Source organism: Micromonospora sp. NPDC049799, from assembly GCF_040656655.1.
GTDB lineage: Bacteria > Actinomycetota > Actinomycetes > Mycobacteriales > Micromonosporaceae > Micromonospora.
In genome coordinates this window covers 1-16,573 of the sequence record NZ_JBFAMU010000005.1, presented here as the reverse complement: position 1 = coordinate 16,573, position 16,573 = coordinate 1, and the positions used below count along the sequence as shown (strand labels likewise).

15 protein-coding genes and 2 pseudogenes are annotated in these 16,573 nt (G+C 68.9%); 7 read left to right on the top strand and 10 right to left on the bottom strand.

All coding sequences use genetic code 11. The features are described from left to right. Nucleotides 1-76: 76 nt before the first annotated feature. The 3 genes from AB0I76_RS01275 to AB0I76_RS01265 form a co-directional block, all read right to left on the bottom strand. The gene (locus AB0I76_RS01275; RefSeq protein ID WP_357028199.1) at nt 77-292 is read right to left on the bottom strand and encodes a TetR family transcriptional regulator; all 216 of its coding nucleotides are present in this window, start codon (nt 290-292) and stop codon (nt 77-79) included. A 55-nt stretch (nt 293-347) separates the two neighbouring features. After that, a complete protein-coding gene (locus tag AB0I76_RS01270) occupies nt 348-1,106 on the bottom strand; it encodes an SGNH/GDSL hydrolase family protein (protein ID WP_357028121.1) in 759 nt (252 codons plus the stop codon). Between the two features lie 84 nt (nt 1,107-1,190). Further along, the gene (locus tag AB0I76_RS01265) at nt 1,191-1,760 is read right to left on the bottom strand and encodes a WHG domain-containing protein (protein ID WP_357028118.1); all 570 of its coding nucleotides are present in this window, start codon (nt 1,758-1,760) and stop codon (nt 1,191-1,193) included. Nucleotides 1,761-1,830: 70 nt separating this feature from the next. Here AB0I76_RS01265 and AB0I76_RS01260 point away from each other — a divergent pair, with 70 nt between their 5' ends. The 3 genes and pseudogenes from AB0I76_RS01260 to AB0I76_RS01250 all read left to right on the top strand — a co-directional run bounded on the left by AB0I76_RS01260 (nt 1,831) and on the right by AB0I76_RS01250 (nt 3,426). After that, nucleotides 1,831-2,319: an FBP domain-containing protein gene (locus AB0I76_RS01260; RefSeq protein ID WP_357028115.1), complete on the top strand. Its 489-nt coding sequence runs from the start codon at nt 1,831-1,833 to the stop codon at nt 2,317-2,319. A 463-nt stretch (nt 2,320-2,782) separates the two neighbouring features. Continuing rightward, a pseudogene (locus tag AB0I76_RS01255) lies at nt 2,783-2,899 on the top strand (integrase core domain-containing protein); the annotation flags it as partial. Between the two features lie 80 nt (nt 2,900-2,979). Continuing rightward, nucleotides 2,980-3,426, top strand: coding sequence for a nuclear transport factor 2 family protein (locus AB0I76_RS01250; RefSeq protein WP_357028112.1), 447 nt, complete (start codon nt 2,980-2,982; stop codon nt 3,424-3,426). A 655-nt stretch (nt 3,427-4,081) separates the two neighbouring features. Here the strand turns inward: AB0I76_RS01250 and AB0I76_RS01245 are convergent. The 5 genes from AB0I76_RS01245 to AB0I76_RS01225 all read right to left on the bottom strand — a co-directional run bounded on the left by AB0I76_RS01245 (nt 4,082) and on the right by AB0I76_RS01225 (nt 10,218). Next, nucleotides 4,082-5,557 (bottom strand): hypothetical protein, encoded by a 1,476-nt coding sequence (locus AB0I76_RS01245; RefSeq protein WP_357028109.1) that lies wholly within the window; start codon nt 5,555-5,557, stop codon nt 4,082-4,084. Between the two features lie 504 nt (nt 5,558-6,061). Next, entirely contained in the window at nt 6,062-6,370 is a 309-nt protein-coding gene (locus tag AB0I76_RS01240; RefSeq protein ID WP_357028106.1) for a hypothetical protein, read from the bottom strand. Then, nucleotides 6,355-6,627: a hypothetical protein gene (locus tag AB0I76_RS01235; protein WP_357028103.1), complete on the bottom strand. Its 273-nt coding sequence runs from the start codon at nt 6,625-6,627 to the stop codon at nt 6,355-6,357. The genes AB0I76_RS01240 and AB0I76_RS01235 overlap by 16 nt, the downstream gene beginning before the upstream one ends. Nucleotides 6,628-6,721: 94 nt before the next feature. Further along, the gene (locus AB0I76_RS01230; RefSeq protein ID WP_357028100.1) at nt 6,722-8,506 is read right to left on the bottom strand and encodes an ABC transporter ATP-binding protein; all 1,785 of its coding nucleotides are present in this window, start codon (nt 8,504-8,506) and stop codon (nt 6,722-6,724) included. Next, nucleotides 8,503-10,218: an ABC transporter ATP-binding protein gene (locus tag AB0I76_RS01225; RefSeq protein WP_357028097.1), complete on the bottom strand. Its 1,716-nt coding sequence runs from the start codon at nt 10,216-10,218 to the stop codon at nt 8,503-8,505. The genes AB0I76_RS01230 and AB0I76_RS01225 overlap by 4 nt, the downstream gene beginning before the upstream one ends. Before the next feature lie 287 nt (nt 10,219-10,505). Here AB0I76_RS01225 and AB0I76_RS01220 point away from each other — a divergent pair, with 287 nt between their 5' ends. Then, nucleotides 10,506-11,687, top strand: a complete 1,182-nt coding sequence (locus AB0I76_RS01220) for a HEAT repeat domain-containing protein (RefSeq protein WP_357028094.1) — start codon at nt 10,506-10,508, stop codon at nt 11,685-11,687. Between the two features lie 42 nt (nt 11,688-11,729). Here the strand turns inward: AB0I76_RS01220 and AB0I76_RS01215 are convergent, their stop codons facing one another. Next, nucleotides 11,730-12,581 carry an ATP-grasp domain-containing protein gene (locus AB0I76_RS01215; protein ID WP_357028090.1) on the bottom strand — a complete coding sequence of 284 codons (852 nt, stop codon included), beginning with the start codon at nt 12,579-12,581 and terminating at the stop codon, nt 11,730-11,732. Nucleotides 12,582-12,749: 168 nt separating this feature from the next. On the opposite strand from AB0I76_RS01215, the gene AB0I76_RS01210 reads away from it, so the two are divergent. After that, complete coding sequence (locus tag AB0I76_RS01210) at nt 12,750-13,262, top strand: hypothetical protein (protein WP_357028087.1); 513 nt, start codon at nt 12,750-12,752, stop codon at nt 13,260-13,262. Nucleotides 13,263-13,793: 531 nt separating this feature from the next. On the opposite strand, the gene AB0I76_RS01205 is transcribed toward AB0I76_RS01210, so the two are convergent. Continuing rightward, the gene (locus AB0I76_RS01205) at nt 13,794-14,369 is read right to left on the bottom strand and encodes a hypothetical protein (RefSeq protein WP_357028196.1); all 576 of its coding nucleotides are present in this window, start codon (nt 14,367-14,369) and stop codon (nt 13,794-13,796) included. 251 nt (nt 14,370-14,620) lie between these two features. Between AB0I76_RS01205 and AB0I76_RS01200 the strand changes: the two genes are divergently transcribed. After that, the gene (locus tag AB0I76_RS01200) at nt 14,621-15,295 is read left to right on the top strand and encodes a hypothetical protein (protein ID WP_357028084.1); all 675 of its coding nucleotides are present in this window, start codon (nt 14,621-14,623) and stop codon (nt 15,293-15,295) included. A gap of 462 nt (nt 15,296-15,757) precedes the next feature. Next, nucleotides 15,758-15,889 (top strand): annotated as a pseudogene (locus AB0I76_RS01195) (cell division protein DivIVA); the annotation flags it as partial. Nucleotides 15,890-16,573: the final 684 nt, after the last annotated feature.

The window sequence follows — 16,573 nt, the reverse complement described above, 5'->3', positions numbered from 1 at the left end:
AGCCCTCCGCGGCCTGACAATGCCCTCCGGCAGGCCCAGACCGATCCTGCTCGGGTTGCAGAATACTGAAGCACCTTCATGGCCGCCCGAGGACGGCGAACGTCGCCGGCACATCCTGCAGGGCGTCGGCCTGTTCGGCCAGGCCGGCGGCAGTGCGGGCGTCCTCGATCGTGGCCTTGTCCGGGACGTGCTTGTAGACCGACGGGCCGCGGATCCCGACCGCGGCGCCGAGTCGGCGGATGGTGATCGCCTCGGCGCCCTCGGTCTCCAGCAGGTGCCGCGCGGCGTTGATCGGCTCAGCACGCCGATCCGTCCGGACGGTGGCCGGGCGTTCGCGGCATCGGCGGTCATCGTGGGAGCCGGGCGGTCTCGACGCGCTGCTTGAGCGCGTGGTTGATCTTGATGCTGATCAGGTCGGCGGAAGTGTCCCGCATGGCGCGGGCGGTGAAGGGGTCGAGCATCGCGCTGCCGCCGAATTCGAGATTGACCAGCTCCACGTTGCCGCGGGCGGCGGCGAGCGCGGGCCAGGTGGTGGAGGGGCTCGCCGCGTCGGAGCCCTGGCTGATGGAGCTGCCGTGATGCAGCCACACCCTCCGCGTCCGGTCCTTCACCGGCTCCACGGGTGCGTCCGTACGCATCGCGTCCAGCTGCGTCATCTCGTTGTGCGGCAGCCAGATCTCGACGTTCTTCATGTCGGCACTCAGGCCCGCGAACAGCACTGTGCCGGGCGCGCCGGGCCGGGTCTGCGCCGAACCGGTGGCCATGTCGACGGTCAACACGTTGCCGCCGCTGGTGCTGGCCTGGGCGGCACGGTGTCCGTCGACGAGGAGGTCGTAGACGCCGTTCGGGCGGGGCGGTGCGCCCTCGTACGCGATCGTGGTGCGAAGGGTGTCGAGCTCCACCGTCGTGGCGCGGGTGCGAAAGGCCAGCCGTACGCCCGAGGGTTGGGCTTCTGCCATGGCGAGCTGCCCGTCAGGGCTGTGCGCACGGGCGTGGGCGGGCAGGCGATGGGGAAGCACACCGTGCTCGGTGCGTTGGATGTCGAGAGCGCCAGGGAGGAGATCCGGGGTGATTGCCGTGGTGGTCAACGCTGATGGTGTCTGCACCGCTCAGCCTTTCGTCAAGCGGCGTTCCTGATCGGCGGTTCTGGCAGAAGCGCCCGGTCGAACTGGAGCCGTAGCTGTCGATGATCAGGACTTGGGCCAGTTGGCTAGTAACGCGTCGAGAGCGTCCAGGACCCGCGACCACGTCTCTTCGGTGTCGGGGGCGCTGTGGCTGAAGCCGCCGCCCATCTCCAGCCCGATGTAGCCGTGGAAGACGCTGCCGAGCAGCCGGACTGCGTGCGTCTCGTCCGGCTCCGGCACGTCGTAGCCGCGCAGGATAGCGCGCGTCATCTGCGCGTGCCGGCGACCGGCGCTGGCCGCGGCGGTCTGCGGATCGAGCCGGAATTGGGTCGCCGCGTAGCGGCCGGGATGCTCGCGTGCGTAGTCGCGGTAGACGTTCGCGAGTGCGGTGAGGGCGGCCTTGCCGGCCCGTCCGGCCACGGCGTCGGCGGCGCGGTCGGCGAGTTCGTCGAGCGCGAACAGAGCGATCCCGGTCCTGAGGTCGCCGGAGCTCTTGACGTGTGAGTACAGGCTGGCGACCTTGACGTCGAATCGCCGGGCCAGTGCCGAGGCGGTCACCTGGTCGAAGCCGACCTCGTCGGCCAGCTCGGCTGCGGCCCGGATGAGACGCTCCCGACTGAGTCCTGCACGTGCCATCACCGCTCCCCTCCTTGGCTGTGACCTAATGTACTTTGCCTAAGGTCTTTAGGCAAATTATGGTGGACCAATGGAGATGCTCACTGACCAGCAGGTCCGGGCCGCGTTCGTGAACTGCACCAAGGGCGAGACGAAGCGGTTGTTCGTGCCGCGTGACCTTGCCGACCGGCCCTGGGCTGACCTGGATTACTTCGGCTGGCGAGACCCTCAGGCGCCCGACCGTGCCTACCTGGTCACGGAGATGGGTGATGGCCCCGTCGCCGTGGCCCTGCGGAGCCCGAGCGCCGGGGGTCGCCCCGCGCGTAGCATGTGCTCACTGTGTCTGACCGCCCATACGGGCGGCGTCTCCCTCATGGTGGCCCGTCGGGCCGGCAAGGCCGGACAACAGGGCAACTCGGTCGGCACCTACATGTGCAGCGACCTGGCCTGCTCTCTATACATCCGCGGCAGGAAGAACGCTGGCGCCGGAGCAAAGATGCACGAAACGATCACCCTCGAGGACAAGGTTCAACGGACGGTAGCGAACCTCGCTGCCTTCGTCGCGAAGGTGATCGGCTGAGGTAGGCGCGCTCAGCGAAGTTGTGACTGGCGGCGATCGCCGTGGCGCACGCCTCCTTCGCCTCGGCGCTGCGGGCGACTCTGCGGAGCAGGTCGGCGCGGGTGGCGCGCCAGGCGTGACAACAGGTGAGGGGCAGCGGGTCGACCAAGGCGAAGGCGACGTCCGGGCCGTCCAGTCCCGCGACCGCGACCGCGCCGTTGAGTGCGACGATCGGCGACGGGTCGAGCCGGGCGCAGCGTGGCCAGCATCGCCCGCGCCCTCAACGACACCGGCGTTCCCTGCCCGCCTGACGCCGACCCGGCACGTAACCCGCACGGTAGCGGCCAACGCTGGATGCTGACCACCGTCGCGGCGATCCTGACCAACCTCGCTACACCGGCGGCAGGTCTGGAACCGTCAACGTACCGACCACGACGACGTTCTACCGGATGCTCGACGGCGTCGTCATCGACGACGCCGAGGTCTTCAGCGAAAGCTCCCTGAGTGGGAGGACTACTACAACTACGATCGGCCGCACGGCAGCCTCGGCGGCCAGACCCCTTACGAACGCCTCAAGCAGAAGACCACGACCCAGGCGTAAACGATCACCGTCGGTTGCACACGGACGACGGGCACCGCCGGCCGCACCTCACCCCAGCCACCACAGAGAGGAGTTATGACATGCCTCAAGAGGATTTCATTGACCAGTTCGCCATCCAGCGGGTGATCACCGAGTATGCCTGGTTCGTGGACCGCCGAGACTGGGACGCTCTGGTGGCGACGTTCGCCGACACCGTGGTCGTTGACTACACCGCGATGAGCGGCGGCGAAGCAGAGACTCTCTCCGGCCCCGAGCAGGTAGATCGGTGGCGACGGGAGCTTGGCGTGTTGGATGGCACACAGCACGTGGTCACCGGGGTGATCGCCGATGTGACGGGCGATACCGCCACCGCAACCGCGAACGTGCTGGCTTGGCTACGACGCGACAACGTGCCGGGCGGACGGCTGTGGCACAACGGCGGCACGTACGAGTTCGAGCTGCGCCGCGTAGGCGAGCGATGGCGAATCAGCAGGCTGGTAGCCCGAGCCATCTGGATCGAGGGAAACATCGGTGTCTTCGCACAGTGACCCGAGTAATCACTATTTCCCAAGCCGACCAGGCGAGCCAGGCGTCATCGGCGGTCCCCGCAGACACGGCCCCGAGTTCGCGTGCAACGACCCGGCCAACTGGCCAGCGCCCAGCGCTCACCCCGACCAGCCTACGGCTGGGACCAACTGCACCCCAGACTGACCCGCCGCACCTGCTGAATCGACCACGACAGTGATCTGCCGATCATCGCCGGCCCTGATCCAGCTACAGGTCGAGCACCTGCCTGTCAACGACGGCTGAAAACCGGATCTGGATCTGGCCCACTTTCCGTGATCGGGACTGACCTAGATCAGGGCGCCGGTTCCACTGTGTAGGGTGCGTCGTGCGATCGGCTGATCTTGTTGCGGTCCTGCCTCATCTGGCACCTGTCGTGGTCGAGCGAGTGGACCGGCAGTCGGCTGGCCTGCGGATATGGGCGCGAGCGCGAGCCCGCCGTGCGGCCTGTACCAGTTGTGGGCGCCGGGCCAGGCGGGTTCACAAGTGAGATGGTGGATGAGTAAGACAGCACAGGCGAGGCTCCCGGTCCGGCATCGGATCTGGGTCGACCGCTGTCTTACCTGGAGCCTCGCCCTCATCGACCTCCGGGCTCGCCGCACCTGGCCCGAGCTGCCGGATCAACTTGGAAAAGGCTCACTAAGTCGCGAAGCGGTGCTCCTGTCGGACCCGCCTGGGAGGCAGCGCTGCATGAAGTTTGGCGGCGGCGTCAGAGTAGCCGGAGACGTCGGTGACACAGCCGTGGCCCGGATGCGCGAGCCAGAACCTGTCGTCCTTTTCGATCAAGAGCGCATCGACCAGCGGCACCGTGTGCACGTTGCCGCCGCCGTCCACCGTGGCAACGCTGTCGGCACCCACGACCAGGGTGCTCTTGTCCCCCAGCCGCTTCAGCAACCCGGGGCGGTACACTTCGCCCGAGGGTCGCATGGTCCCGGTGGGACAGGTCTGTTCGTCCGCGCCCGGTAGATCCGGCTGCTCCCCGCGCGGCACGACCAGCATCGCGGAAGACAACCATCGGGCCAGCACATCGCGTGCCGCCTCAAGGGTGAATCGGCGCAGACGGTCCGGTGGATCCAGCGGAGGGAAATCCGTCGTGCCGAACAACTCCTGTTGAATGTCCGTTCGCAGCGGATAGAGCCGCTCCAGCATGTTCGGCGGTTCCTTCATCCGCTGGCGGAGAGGCGCTGGCGGGGCCTCAAGACGTGCGGCCTCGCGGTCGAGCTCCGCACGGGACGGACCCTCGCGGATCAGCCGCTGCAGCTCAGTCCAGAGGATCTCAGCCGCCGCGCCGGAGCCCTTCGCCTTCGTCCGCTTCGGGCGGAGAATCAGCCCGAACTCGTGCTGGGCCGCCTCGATCGGCAGGGACTCCAGGTAGGCCCAATAGGACAGCCCCGCGCCGGCCAGCGCCACGTCGACGCGAGACTTCAGAACCACGAGCAGCGCGCTCACCACTGGGTCGGCTTCGGCCCGGAAGGCCAGCCCGGCCGCACGGACCTCGTCGGAGTACCAGACGGCGCCGGTCTGGTGTCGCACCGGCGGCACAGGATGGGTAACCCGTGGCCCCGCGGGCAGCGGAAGATTCATGGCCGGCGGCGCGGCGGTCAGCGCGAGGACCGCGTTGCCGGCGGTGAAGAACCGCCGCACGTACCGCCCGATCTCGTCTGCCGTGAAGAGTCGGTACTCCACCACCGGCCACCTGGCCAGACCAGGGCCGCGGGGCCCGTACCGGCGGGCGAGCAACGATCCCCAGGGATCCAGCAGCCCGTCGTCGGCTTGCCCGAGGTAGCGGTCACCGGGGTCGGCGTTCGCGAGCGCGTCGGCGAAATTAGCAGGCGGAAGGCATTCGATGACCGAGCAGACGGCGGCGAAGTGCTCCGCGACCTGCTCGGAGGGGCCCGCCGCGCTGAAGGAGGTCTCGCCCAGGTAGGTCACCTGCTCGCACTCCTCCGCGACGTACGGAGCGGCCCGCAGCACCAGCTCCTGCACCGCATGGGTCAGGCCGATCGTGTCGAGGTCCTCGTCGCAGGGGTCGCAGCCGAAGGACAGCACCCCGGCGAGCGGGCCGGGCAGGTTCTCCTCGAAAACGGTCACCCCGTCGATCTCGCCTCGTCGCATGCGCCGCATAGTAGGAGTTCGAGGAAACCCTGTCGACGCCCGACAATCACGGCATTGGCGGGGAACGGATCTATATCAAGATCAAGAAGGTTTCGGAAATTCCTGATCGCAAGCCTGCCGATCCGCACCTGTAAATCCTCCGAGCCGTCGCTTCGACAAAGGAGGGTCGTCCATCGAGTCGCCCTGCGCGCTCCTATCGTGACGGACGAAGCGGCGAACCACAGAACCGCGTTATGGTACCGACCATTGATCCGAACGACGGTCGCCCGAACGTCCAGTTCTCGTGAATCGCGCAGAGCGGGGCCGATCGGTGACGCATCGGGTGGCCGGCTACCCATATGACACCAGTAGGTCAGGCCGCATCGTTGGGGCGCTAGTTGGCGCCAACGAGCCGGGGTGCGGGTGTGAGGTTGAGGCGACCGACGCGTCGCGGAGGTCCTGGGGCCAGATCCACAGCCGGTATTCCGGATCGATGGTGAAGTAGTCTTCGGGGCCGTGCAGAACTCAGGTGCGCATGTCGGCGCAGTACCGCTCCCGCCAGGACCGTTCGTGGACGGTGAGTGGCTGGTCGTTGACCTTCTTGCGGGTGATCTGGAGCAGCTTCTCCATAGCCCGGTACTCGTAGGCCAGCAGGGTCTCGGGGTCGGCCCAGATCCCGAGGCGGCTGGTGCGGGCGTCGGCGGCGGCTTGGATCAGCAGGGCCAGGTCCTCGGCGCCGGGGATGGACGGGTAGATCACGAACGGCGCGGCCCAGCTGGCGGTGACGAGGTCGACGCACGGCGCGCGGTGCTCGATGCTCAGCGCCCGCCACACGACGTGAGCGTGGCCTCGTAGACGTCGCCCGCACTTGTGTCGACCTGGGCGGTGACCAGGTCGGTCACTGTGACCTTCGCTGATTCGGAGAGACCATGCAATGCCCATCGAGCGCCCAGGTCGGCTTCCCGTCGGTGTTCGACGGTGGCCGTGGCGGTCACCTCGACCGCGGACCTGCTCGAGCGCTTGACCTCGACGGTGACCTCGGCGAATCGCGAGGAGCGGTTGGTCTGCCGCAGGAGCCGGTAGGTAGTCATGATCTCGATGATTGCAGCCGTGGCGTCGTCCCTGGCATGCCGAAACGCTCTGGGATGGGACCGAGAACCCGGCCTGCCATCAATCAGTGCTTGGTCATCCGTGCCAGGAGTGCCAGAGGGCGGCGTAGGCGCCGTCGGCGTTAACGAGGTCGTCGTGGCTGCCGAGTTCGGTGAGCCGGCCGTCTTCGAGTACTGCCACCCGATCGGCGTCGTGCGCGGTGTTGAGGCGGTGGGCGATGGCGATGACGGTACGCCCGGTGACTACGGCGGCGAGCGCCCGCTCGGTGCGCCGGGCGGTTGTCGGGTCGAGCGCGGCGGTCGCCTCGTCGAGGATCAGCGTGTGCGGGTCGGCGAGCACGAGCCTTGCCAGCGCGAGCTGTTGGGCGTCGGCGGCACTGAGCTCGCGGGCGCCGTCGCCGAGTTGCGTGTCGAGTCCGTCGGGCAGGTCGGTATACCAGTCGGCGCCCACGGCTACCAGTGCGGAGCGCATCTGTTCGTCGGACGCGCCAGACGCGGCGAAGGCGAGGTTGTCGCGCAGCGAGCCGATGAAGACGTGGTGCTCCTGGGTGACGAGGGCGATCCGGCGGCGCCGCTCGGCCGGGTCCAGGTCGGTGATCGGGCGGCCACCGAGGCTCACCACACCCTCGCGTGGCGCGTCGATTCCGGCGAGCAGCCGGGCGAGGGTGGATTTCCCGGCGCCCGAAGGGCCGACGATGGCGAGACGTTCGCCAGGGTGCACCTCGAGGTCGAGCCCGTGCAGCACATCGGGGCCGTCGGCGTAGGAGAATCGCGCGCCGCGTACCACGAGCCGCTCCCCCGACGGCGTGGACGCCGTGCCGCGCGGTTCCGGTATCCCGATAGCGGCCGGGGCGACCGTGACGGGGCCGGAGCGGTTCTCCGGTTCAGTCTTCTGGCCGACACCGAGCACGCGGGCGAATGAGGCGAGGCCGCGTTGCGCCTGCTCCATCCACTGCAGTAGCCGGTCCAGGGGATCGATTGCCTGCTGGAGATAGAGCGCGGCGGCGACAACCTCACCGAGCGTCACCATGCCTTTGGGTAGGAAGAACCCGCCGATGAGCAGCACCGCGGCGATCGGCAACGCGTAGCTCGCCTCCACCACGGGGAAGAAGACGGAGCGCAGGGCCAGGGTCGCCCGGCGGGTGGCCCACACCTGGCCGATGCGCTGCGTGCCGTAGGCGATGCGATCGGCGCCGAGGCGGAGCGCCTCGACGGTGCGGGTGCCCTCCGCGGTCGTGGTCAGCGCCTCGGTCAGCTCGGCGGTCGCGGCCCCCTCGGCAAGGTACGCCGGCCTGGCGCGACGCAGGTACCAGCGGGTGACCGCGAAGATCGACGGTAGCCCGGTCAAGGCGACCAGGCCGAGCAGCGGGTGCAGCAGGAAAATCGCGCCGAAGAGAAGCGACAGTTGTGTCGAGGCGATGACGATGACCGGCACCACGTCGCGGACGGTGGTCCCGACGGTCGTCACGTCGACCGAGCTGCGGGTGGCAAGTTCGCCGGTGCCGGCGCGCTCGACGAGCGAGACGGGCAGGTCGAGCGTCCGCGAGACGAACTCCTCGCGCAGTCGGGCGACGGCACGCTCGCCGAATCGGTGGCCGGCGTACTGGGCGTACCGGGCGAGCAGCCCTTGGGCCAGCACGCAGACGCCGATCGCGAGCGCCAGGCGGTCCACTGCGGCCGCGCCCGGACCAGCGGTGACCTCGTCCACGATCCTGCCCAGCAACCATGGTGCGGCGAGCCCGGCGACCGCGGCGGCGCCGTGCAGCACCAGCACGACGGCGACCGCGCGACGGTCCCGGGCGATCAGGTCCCGCGCGGCCCGGCGGACGACGGCCCGGTCCGCGACGGGGAGCCCGGTCACCGCAGCGCCCCGTCGACGCCGACGGATTCCTGGGTATCGCCGGAGTCACTGCGCCGGGACACCAGCGCCAGGTAGCTCCGGTCCTGTTCGAGCAGCTCGACGTGGGTGCCGGTCCCGACGATCCGGCCTTCGCGCAGGTGCGCGACCGTGTCGGCGCACCCGAGCAGCAGTGGCGACGTGGTCAGCACGATCGTGGTTCGCCCGGCCCGCGCCGCCCGGAGTCGCTGCGCGATGCGCGCCTCGGTGTGCGCGTCCACGGCCGACGTCGGGTCGATGAGGATCAGTACATCGGGTTCGGCGAGCAGGGCCCGGGCGAGCCGGATGCGTTGGCGTTGGCCGCCGGAGAGGGTACGGGCCCGGATGCCGATCGGCGTGGCGAGCCCGTGTGACAGGGCGTCGACGACATCGTCGGCCGACGCCGTGTCCAGCGCCGCTCTGATGTCGGCGTCGCCTACACCCGGCCGGGTACGCAGAGTCTCCCGCAGCGTCCCGGCGAAGAGGTACGAGTCGTGGTCGGCGACGAGGATCCGAGCCCGTACCTCGTCGAGCGCGACGCCGGCCAGCGGCAGGCCGCCCCAGGTCACGTCGCTGGCGACGAACCGCCCGAGGCGGTCGGCCAGCGCGATGGCCTCGGCCGGGTCATCGGCGGCGACGGCGAGCAGCCGCCCGGCGGGTACCGTCAGCCCGGTGGCGGGGTCGTGCAGTTCGGTGGGCCGGTCCGGAGCGGGCTGGACTGCCGCCCCGCCAACTCCGGAAGGCGGTGCGGCGTCGTCCGGAGTCAGGTTGAGCAGGGCGACGATCCGGCGGGCGGCGACTCGGCCGCGGATCACCTGGTAGCCGCCCTCGAGCAGGAACCAGACCGGTACGATGAGGACCGCCACGTACCCGTAGACGGCGACCATCTGCCCGATCGTGATGTCGCCGGCCGCGGCCATCCGCGCCGCCAGCCACACCACGGCGGCCAGGAAGACGCCCGGGATGACGACCGTCAGCGCCTCGATCCAGCTGTTCACGGCGCCGACTCGGTATCCCTCGGTCAGCAGGCTCTGGGAGCGGGCCGCGTACCGGCGGGCGAACAGGCCGCGCCCACCGACCCCGGCAAGCACGCGCAGCCCGGCCACGATGTCTCCGGCGCGGGTGGTGAGGATGCCCTGCTGCTGCCGGTAGACCGACTCGACCCGTTCGAGGCGGCGCAGCAGGGGTCCCACGACCACCACCGTCGCGGGCACGCCGAGCAGCACGAACAGCGCCAGGAGCGGGGAGACCGACCACAGCACGACGGCGACGAACGCGTACGCGAGGACCGCGCCCACACCCGGCCCGGTCATCGTCAGCACCGCCGAGGTGTGCGTGACATCGGCGCCGCCGACGGTGGCGATCTCCCCGGCGGCGAGCTTGCGCGGCAGTACGGCGCCGATCCGGGACAGGTGACGCAGCAGGACGGCCGCGGAGCGGGCCGACGCATCCTCCCGGACGAACGTCATCGTGCGGTGCCGCATGATGCCCAGGTACGCCAAGCCCACCCCCGCGACGAGGATCGCGGCCACCCACCACACCAACGCCTGGTAGTCGGATGCGCGTAGCCCGTCGTCGATGGCGCGGGCGACGAGGTACGGCCGGGCAGACAACCCGAGCATCCAGGCCGTACCGATCAGGCTGCCGCGCAGCACCCGCCACGGCTGGCAGCGGACCAGCCACCAGATGTACCACATCGGACCCCTCGTATCCGGCACGCCAGGCTCGGGATGAGGGAGCTGCGGAGGCACCGGTCCAGGTTACCGATCACGCTCGCGGCGTATCCATGCATTACCGCGCCCCGGTTTAGTCCACGCGCGCCAACCGCGTCTCCGGGAAACTCTCGTCGCCGAGTGGCGCGAATCGAGGCCCGCTTCCGCTTCATTTCACCACGTATGGTGCAGCCCGGCTTCCCTCCGGAGTAGAAGCCTGCCGCCAGCAGCCAGGAACTCCTGCGGCTGCGGAGTGGTGGCATAGTGACCGGGTGATCGACAGCCGCGGGTCGTTGAAGTCGGTGGTCCGTCATGCCGTGCAGCTGGACGAGGACTACGACGACATCGCGCCGGCCGTCACGGCGCTGGCGGCATCCGGCGACACCACCCTGGTGCCTCACCTGCTGGAAGCATTGCAACGGTTTCTCGATGAGGAGAACTTCTACGGCCGTGACCTGATCGCCGCCGTCCTGGCCGGCATCGACGCTACCGCGGCCCTGCCAGCGCTACTTCGCGCCTCAGCCACCGATCTCGGCGACGACCAGGACTCCTTGCAGTCCGAGATCATCGAGCTGCTGCATGGCGACACGACCGCTGGCCGGGGCGTGGCCCGCGAGTTCGCCACCGCTGATACGCCGGACCTGCGCCGCGTCGGGCTGTGGGCGCTGGGCTTCGTGATCGACGCGCAAGACGTGGAGCTGCTCTCGGCTGCCGCGATCGACACCGACGCGACGATCAGGTCCATCGCGATCGGTTCGATCCCTGACCCCGCCGGTAACGACCGGGCGTTCCACACCCTCGTCGCGGCGTTGCGGGACCCGGACGAGCAGGTGCGGACATCCGCGGTGAGCAGGCTCGGCTACACCGGCCGCCGTGACGCCGTCGCGCCTCTCATCGGCCTGGTCGCCGACGAGGCGCCGCGGGTCCGGTCCATGCTCGCCTACGCGCTCGGGCGCCTGCGCAGCGACGAGGCGACCCCCACGCTGCAGCGGCTTGTCCACGACTCCGACCGGCACGTCCGTGAGCGTGCCGTTGAGGCCCTCGGGTCGGTCGGTGGGCCAGCGGCGGTCGACACGCTGCTGTTGCTGGCCGCCGATGCGAACCCCCAGCTGCGAATCCATGCCGCCAAGGCACTTCCGAGAGCGGTCGACTCGGATTCCCGGGTGGCCCCGCGGCTGGTAGAGCTGGCGCGTGACGGTCAGGCGGCGGTACGGGCGGCCACGGTCAGCGGATTGGCCAGCTCCGAGGCCCCGCCGTCACGCTGGGAGAACCTTCTGGTCGAGTTGGCCGACGACGGCGACCCCATGGTTCGGCAACGGGTCGCCGTGGTCGTGCGGCAGCTCGCGCCAGCCGCCGCACAGAACATCCTTCACCGCTACACCCGCGATGCCGACGCCACACTGCGCCGGCTCGCAGCCGCCGAGCTGGAGCGGCTCACCAACTCGCCGCTTTGACCCGACACCTGCAGCCCGTAGCACCCACGCGCTGCAACCAGATCAGTTCTTCTCGCCTGTGAGGGCGTCAATCAGCTCCGCAGCCGGCGTGCCGCGCGGCCGGTCGCTGACCTGGCCGTCCCCGACCTCGACGATCCGCCAGCGCCCGTCCTCCCGCCGGGCGAGGTCAACGGTCACGAACGGCAGCCCCAGGGCCCGCACCGGAGCTTCCACGGCCTCCAGGTCGAGGTCGTCGGGTGGGGTGTCGTCTGGGGTATCGGGATGCGCGGTGATCAGGCGGCAGGAACCGTCGACCCACCAGGTTCGCACCTCCGCCCCGACGAACGGTTCGAACCGGCGCAGCACGAAGCCGCCAACGTAGTCGTCGCCGCGCAATTGCCGGAAACGGCTGGCCACCCGCCAGGCCGCGGCGCTGTCGGCCGCGTCCGGGACGAAGCACGCCTCATGCCAGTAGTGCTTCATCGACTTGGTGTAGTCGCGCAGCACCAGCGGACCGGCACCGAACGCTGCGCACGCGTGAAGGAAGTCCCCACGATCGTCGCCGGCCGTCCAGGTTGACTTCGGGGTGTGGCCTTCGACCGCCGGGTACCAGCCGGGAAGCTCGTGCGCCCGCTGGTACTGCTCGGAGGTGGTTCGCACGGTCACCCCGCGATCCGCGAGGGCGTGCACCAAGGCTGCGTACTGCTCGCTTCGCAGCATCCACCCCCGGTAGACCGCGTCCGTCCCCTCGGGCAATCTGCCGACCGCCACGTCGGCGGCATTGCCGCGGGCGACAGCGTCGTGGTCGATCAGGGCGACATCGATTCCGGCCTGGCGAGCCGCTTCGGCCTCATCGGCGAAGTGCTCGTCCGGTCGGCGAGGATGCACCACGTCGCACGGCACCAGCAACATCATCCGTCCACGATCAGCTAAACAGCCGGCCGACGCATCCGAGTATCCGTACCCAACCGAGCGCAGACACCGGTGGCTACCTCCGGTATCGGGTCAACAGGTGCCCGGCGACGGTTTCCTACGGCACACCGGGGTAGGGCACGGCCGTCGGGCTGGTGGACAATGCTCGCCATGCCCGTTCCATGGCGGTCGAGCGTCGAGGTGCTCGCCGCGTCCCTGGCGGGTCATGGTCTCGACGCCGCCAACGTCGTCGACGTGGACTCGGCCTGGCAGGCCTTCAGCGAGTTCTTGCAGGTGGAGTTGGACGGCGTCGACCAAGACCCCGACTGCGACGCCGACGGTTTCATCATTCAGTGGGGCCGCCACTCCTGGAACGGCCACTGCCCCTCGCTGACGTTTACCCGGCAGGTGGCCATCGTCGACGCCGACGACCAAGACGGTACCTGCACCGATTCCGAATACTGGCAGGTCAGCCTCAAGATGCGCTTCGACGACGGGCCTGATCTCACCGGTATCGGAGACCCGCCGGAGCAGGACACCGGCTTCAAGTTCGCTCCTATCGGTCCCCGGCGACGCGCCGCTCTGACCGAGGTGCGAGCAGACATGGACCAACATTCACCCCTTCGGGCCGCCTGGCACACGACGCCGACCGACAGCGACCTCACTCTCGACCGCGCCGATTAGTGCTCAGGAACCACCGGCCCGGGCAGCGGCCCGGGTGTAACCGCGCGACAGCGCCGAACCTCCACGGACCCAGAGGCGTTGGACCGCAACGCTGTCGGCGACGCCCACTCCGCCGACCCGAACCGGCCGAGCATCGTTGACGCACAGATCGCCGCCCGGCACCAACGGCGGCGTTCGGAGACATCTGGTTCACCCGGCGCACCGGTGGTGGGGACCTGTTCGTCAACCCGCCGATCGCAATCTCACCGTCGAACCCGAGAAAACCGCCGCCCGATGCCTATGCCTCGACCGACCGGACCTGATCGCCAGGACCTGATCCCATGCGTTGATTTCGGCACGGTCGGACATCCGAACACACGCGACGCCCTTCACGCTAGGCAGCGCCCGATCTGCGGCACATGCGCGCATGCCACCAGGGCGGTAGAGATAGACCTTTACGTCGGAATTGCCGCCACGATGACGCGTGCTCGCCACGCACCCGCCTCTAGCCTTGCGATGCAGCGGCAGATGACATGGCCGGAAGAGTGCGGCTCAGAGTAGGTCGCGCCAGAACTCGACGCTCGCTTTCGGCTCCCACGGGGTCTCGCCTGGGCCCACGCGACCGAACTCCCGGTCTATGTAGTCGGCCAGATCCAACCCGTAGTAGATGATGTCGGTCTGCCACATCGACAGCACCGGGTGGACGAAGGCCCCGGGCTCACCAGGGAGATACCGATGCCCGTACACCGGCACCATCTTCGGAACCTGCGCCAGCATGCCCGTCGCTGTGGCCAGTGCCGCTGCGGTGCCGCTTGGGCGTGAACCCCAGCCGTCGTACCAGAAGCCGTTGTTCTCGACGTCGAACAGCACTCCTTCGCTGGGCCAGTCCAGCACACCGCGCAGCATGTCACGGTCTGCGTTCCGCCAGTCGGGCCACGGCTGTGAGTGTGCGTAGATCACGCCCGGCTCGCGTGGCTCGGGTCGGGTGTTCACCGGCAGCCCGGCGGACAGGAAAGCCCGGTGATCGACGGCGAACCGGAACCCGAATTCTTGCTCGATCCGGTCAAGTTCCGCGTCGGTGAGCCCTGGGTCGACCGCACAGACGGATCTGAGCCGCAGCCGCCGCATCGCTTCTTGACCGAGACGGCGGCCATCGTCGCCCTGTTGATCTAGCTGTGCCGCCACGACGCGAGACTCTACCTCGCCACCGTGTCACGGATCAGCGCCTTCTCATCGCACCGACACACTCACGGTGGCAGATCCCCGTGGTCCACGGAACGAGGCACATCCACCAACTCGTCGGTGCGCGGAGACGACGGCTCCCCGCAGGCAACTGGCCTACCCGTGCGCCGTTCGGCGCCCGTGTCATGATCGCCCTCATGAGCGAGTGGGCCTACAACGACCGTCCCGACGGCATCAGATTCCTGCCCGATCGGATTGCAGAGCCGGCTCGCACCGAGATCGAGGACGAGATCTGGGCCTGGATCGTGCGCGGGGAAGACAACGTCGGAGAGTTTGTGGACTACCTCGACGATGATGAGGATCGCCACGGTGTCACCGACGACGAGCTCGCAGCGGCCTACAAGAGGGCGCTCGACGTCCGGCGAGACCAGCAGCGCGAATGGGGTGACGTGCAGAGCAACCTGAGCCTCGCCTTTGCCGAGCTCAACCAGCTCGGCGTGCTGGCGAGGGAGAACTTCAGCTGCTGCGGCACCTGCGCCGCTGCCGAGATCCACGACGAGCGCGACGAGACTCGACACTGGCACGGGTACCTCTGGTATGACCAGCAAGACACCGACTCACTGGTCTCCAGCTCCGACGGCTCGGTCTACCTCGGCTACGGCGCCTATCCGCCCCGGGACTTCGACAAGGCGGCTTATGACGCCCTATCGGAGGACGACAAGCAGGCCCGGTACCAGGCCGAGGTGGAGCGCCTGCTGGACGAACTTGTCTTTCCGGTTCTTCGCACACACGGCATGCGGGTCGAGTGGAACCGGACCCAGGCCACCCGGATCCTGCTCACCGGCGCGCGATGGTATGCGCCCCTGACCTGAGATTAGCCCTGGGGCCACGTCTCGTGCCCGGCTCGCGGCAGATCCCGTCTTGGATGTCCGCCATATCCGTCACCGGTGACGACGAGCTCGGCTGATCCCCGCAGCCCTGACGCGCCGGAGCTTCCGTCGGAGATTGACCGGTACGACCTGTTCGTCGAGCTGAAGCCGGCGGCCTCTGCCGGCACCACGTGAGGAGGAGCTATGCGCAAGCCAGCCAAGACTGACGCTGTCCTTTTCGGGCTCGGCGTCGGCGCCGTGGTCGGTCCAGCCCTCGGATCGGCCGCTGTCTGGTCCGGTGTCGCGATCGCTGCGCTCGGCGTCGCGCTCTCCCTGGTCGGTACGACGGAATCCGACCTCGTCGGAGATGGCGTGGCCGACCGTGACGAGGACGCCGGGGTGGCAGGTGACGGGGCGACTGTAGAAAGCGCGGTCGTCGCGGAACGACGACGGCGGAACCGGCAGCGGCCAACCCTCAGCGGACTGGGCACCCGGGTAGAACAGATCCTCAAACTAGCCGAGGAGCAGGCCAACGACCACCGCAACGAGGCACGCCGCGAAGCCGAGAGGATGGTGACCGCCGCCCGACGGGAGGCGGAGGCGATCCTGCACCGGGCGCACGAACAGGCGGCCGGAAGTACCGGCACCCGCCAGGATCAGTCTCCGTCGGCAGATCCGCCCGCATGAGTCGTTAGCCGAGGAAGGCTTGTTACCAACCGTAGCCACCCCGAGATTGTCATCGCTTGCCGCAAGTGGTCGTTTACCTGCACAGATGCGGTCAGCCTTTCGTCGCTTCTTGTCACTGGTCGTGAGCGTCAGGGCAGGGTTTTCGGGGGGCAAACGGGGGCACCGACGGGACCCTTCACGCCTCACTGCTCCCCCACCACTCGCATTCCCCCGCGCACTGGTTCGGGCGGGCCGACCTTCACCTCAGCGGCAGTTAAACGGTGGGAGTTCATGTCGGAGGGGCGACGCCCACTGGACATCCATGGTCGCCATTCGGCATGAGCTGGCGCTGGCACCTCAGCCGACGACACCGCGACGGATAGGACCCTTGGGCCATGCCGCGGGACCTGGGGCCTCAACCCCGGCCGGCGCTGCGCACGCGACTCCTGCGCCAGCAACTCGGGCCGCAAGGGCGCCGACATGTGGGGGGCGGGCCATCGCGGCAACGGTGTGGTGGCGGGCCGCCGTACCGACGCGGGACAGGTATGCCGGCGTTGCCCTGCATAACAGACCCCCCAAACCCCCAGTAAACCAAAGCACACCACCTAACCCCGA

Excerpts from the sequence above, each read along its gene's own strand:
- AB0I76_RS01265 (WP_357028118.1), bottom strand. The coding sequence starts at position 1,760 with ATGGCACGTGCAGGACTCAGTCGGGAGCGTCTCATCCGGGCCGCAGCC.
- AB0I76_RS01260 (WP_357028115.1), top strand. The coding sequence starts at position 1,831 with ATGGAGATGCTCACTGACCAGCAGGTCCGGGCCGCGTTCGTGAACTGC.
- AB0I76_RS01250 (WP_357028112.1), top strand. The coding sequence starts at position 2,980 with ATGCCTCAAGAGGATTTCATTGACCAGTTCGCCATCCAGCGGGTGATC.
- AB0I76_RS01245 (WP_357028109.1), bottom strand. The coding sequence starts at position 5,557 with ATGCGACGAGGCGAGATCGACGGGGTGACCGTTTTCGAGGAGAACCTG.
- AB0I76_RS01235 (WP_357028103.1), bottom strand. The coding sequence starts at position 6,627 with ATGACTACCTACCGGCTCCTGCGGCAGACCAACCGCTCCTCGCGATTC.
- AB0I76_RS01225 (WP_357028097.1), bottom strand. The coding sequence starts at position 10,218 with ATGTGGTACATCTGGTGGCTGGTCCGCTGCCAGCCGTGGCGGGTGCTG.
- AB0I76_RS01215 (WP_357028090.1), bottom strand. The coding sequence starts at position 12,581 with ATGATGTTGCTGGTGCCGTGCGACGTGGTGCATCCTCGCCGACCGGAC.
- AB0I76_RS01210 (WP_357028087.1), top strand. The coding sequence starts at position 12,750 with ATGCCCGTTCCATGGCGGTCGAGCGTCGAGGTGCTCGCCGCGTCCCTG.
- AB0I76_RS01205 (WP_357028196.1), bottom strand. The coding sequence starts at position 14,369 with ATGCGGCGGCTGCGGCTCAGATCCGTCTGTGCGGTCGACCCAGGGCTC.
- AB0I76_RS01200 (WP_357028084.1), top strand. The coding sequence starts at position 14,621 with ATGAGCGAGTGGGCCTACAACGACCGTCCCGACGGCATCAGATTCCTG.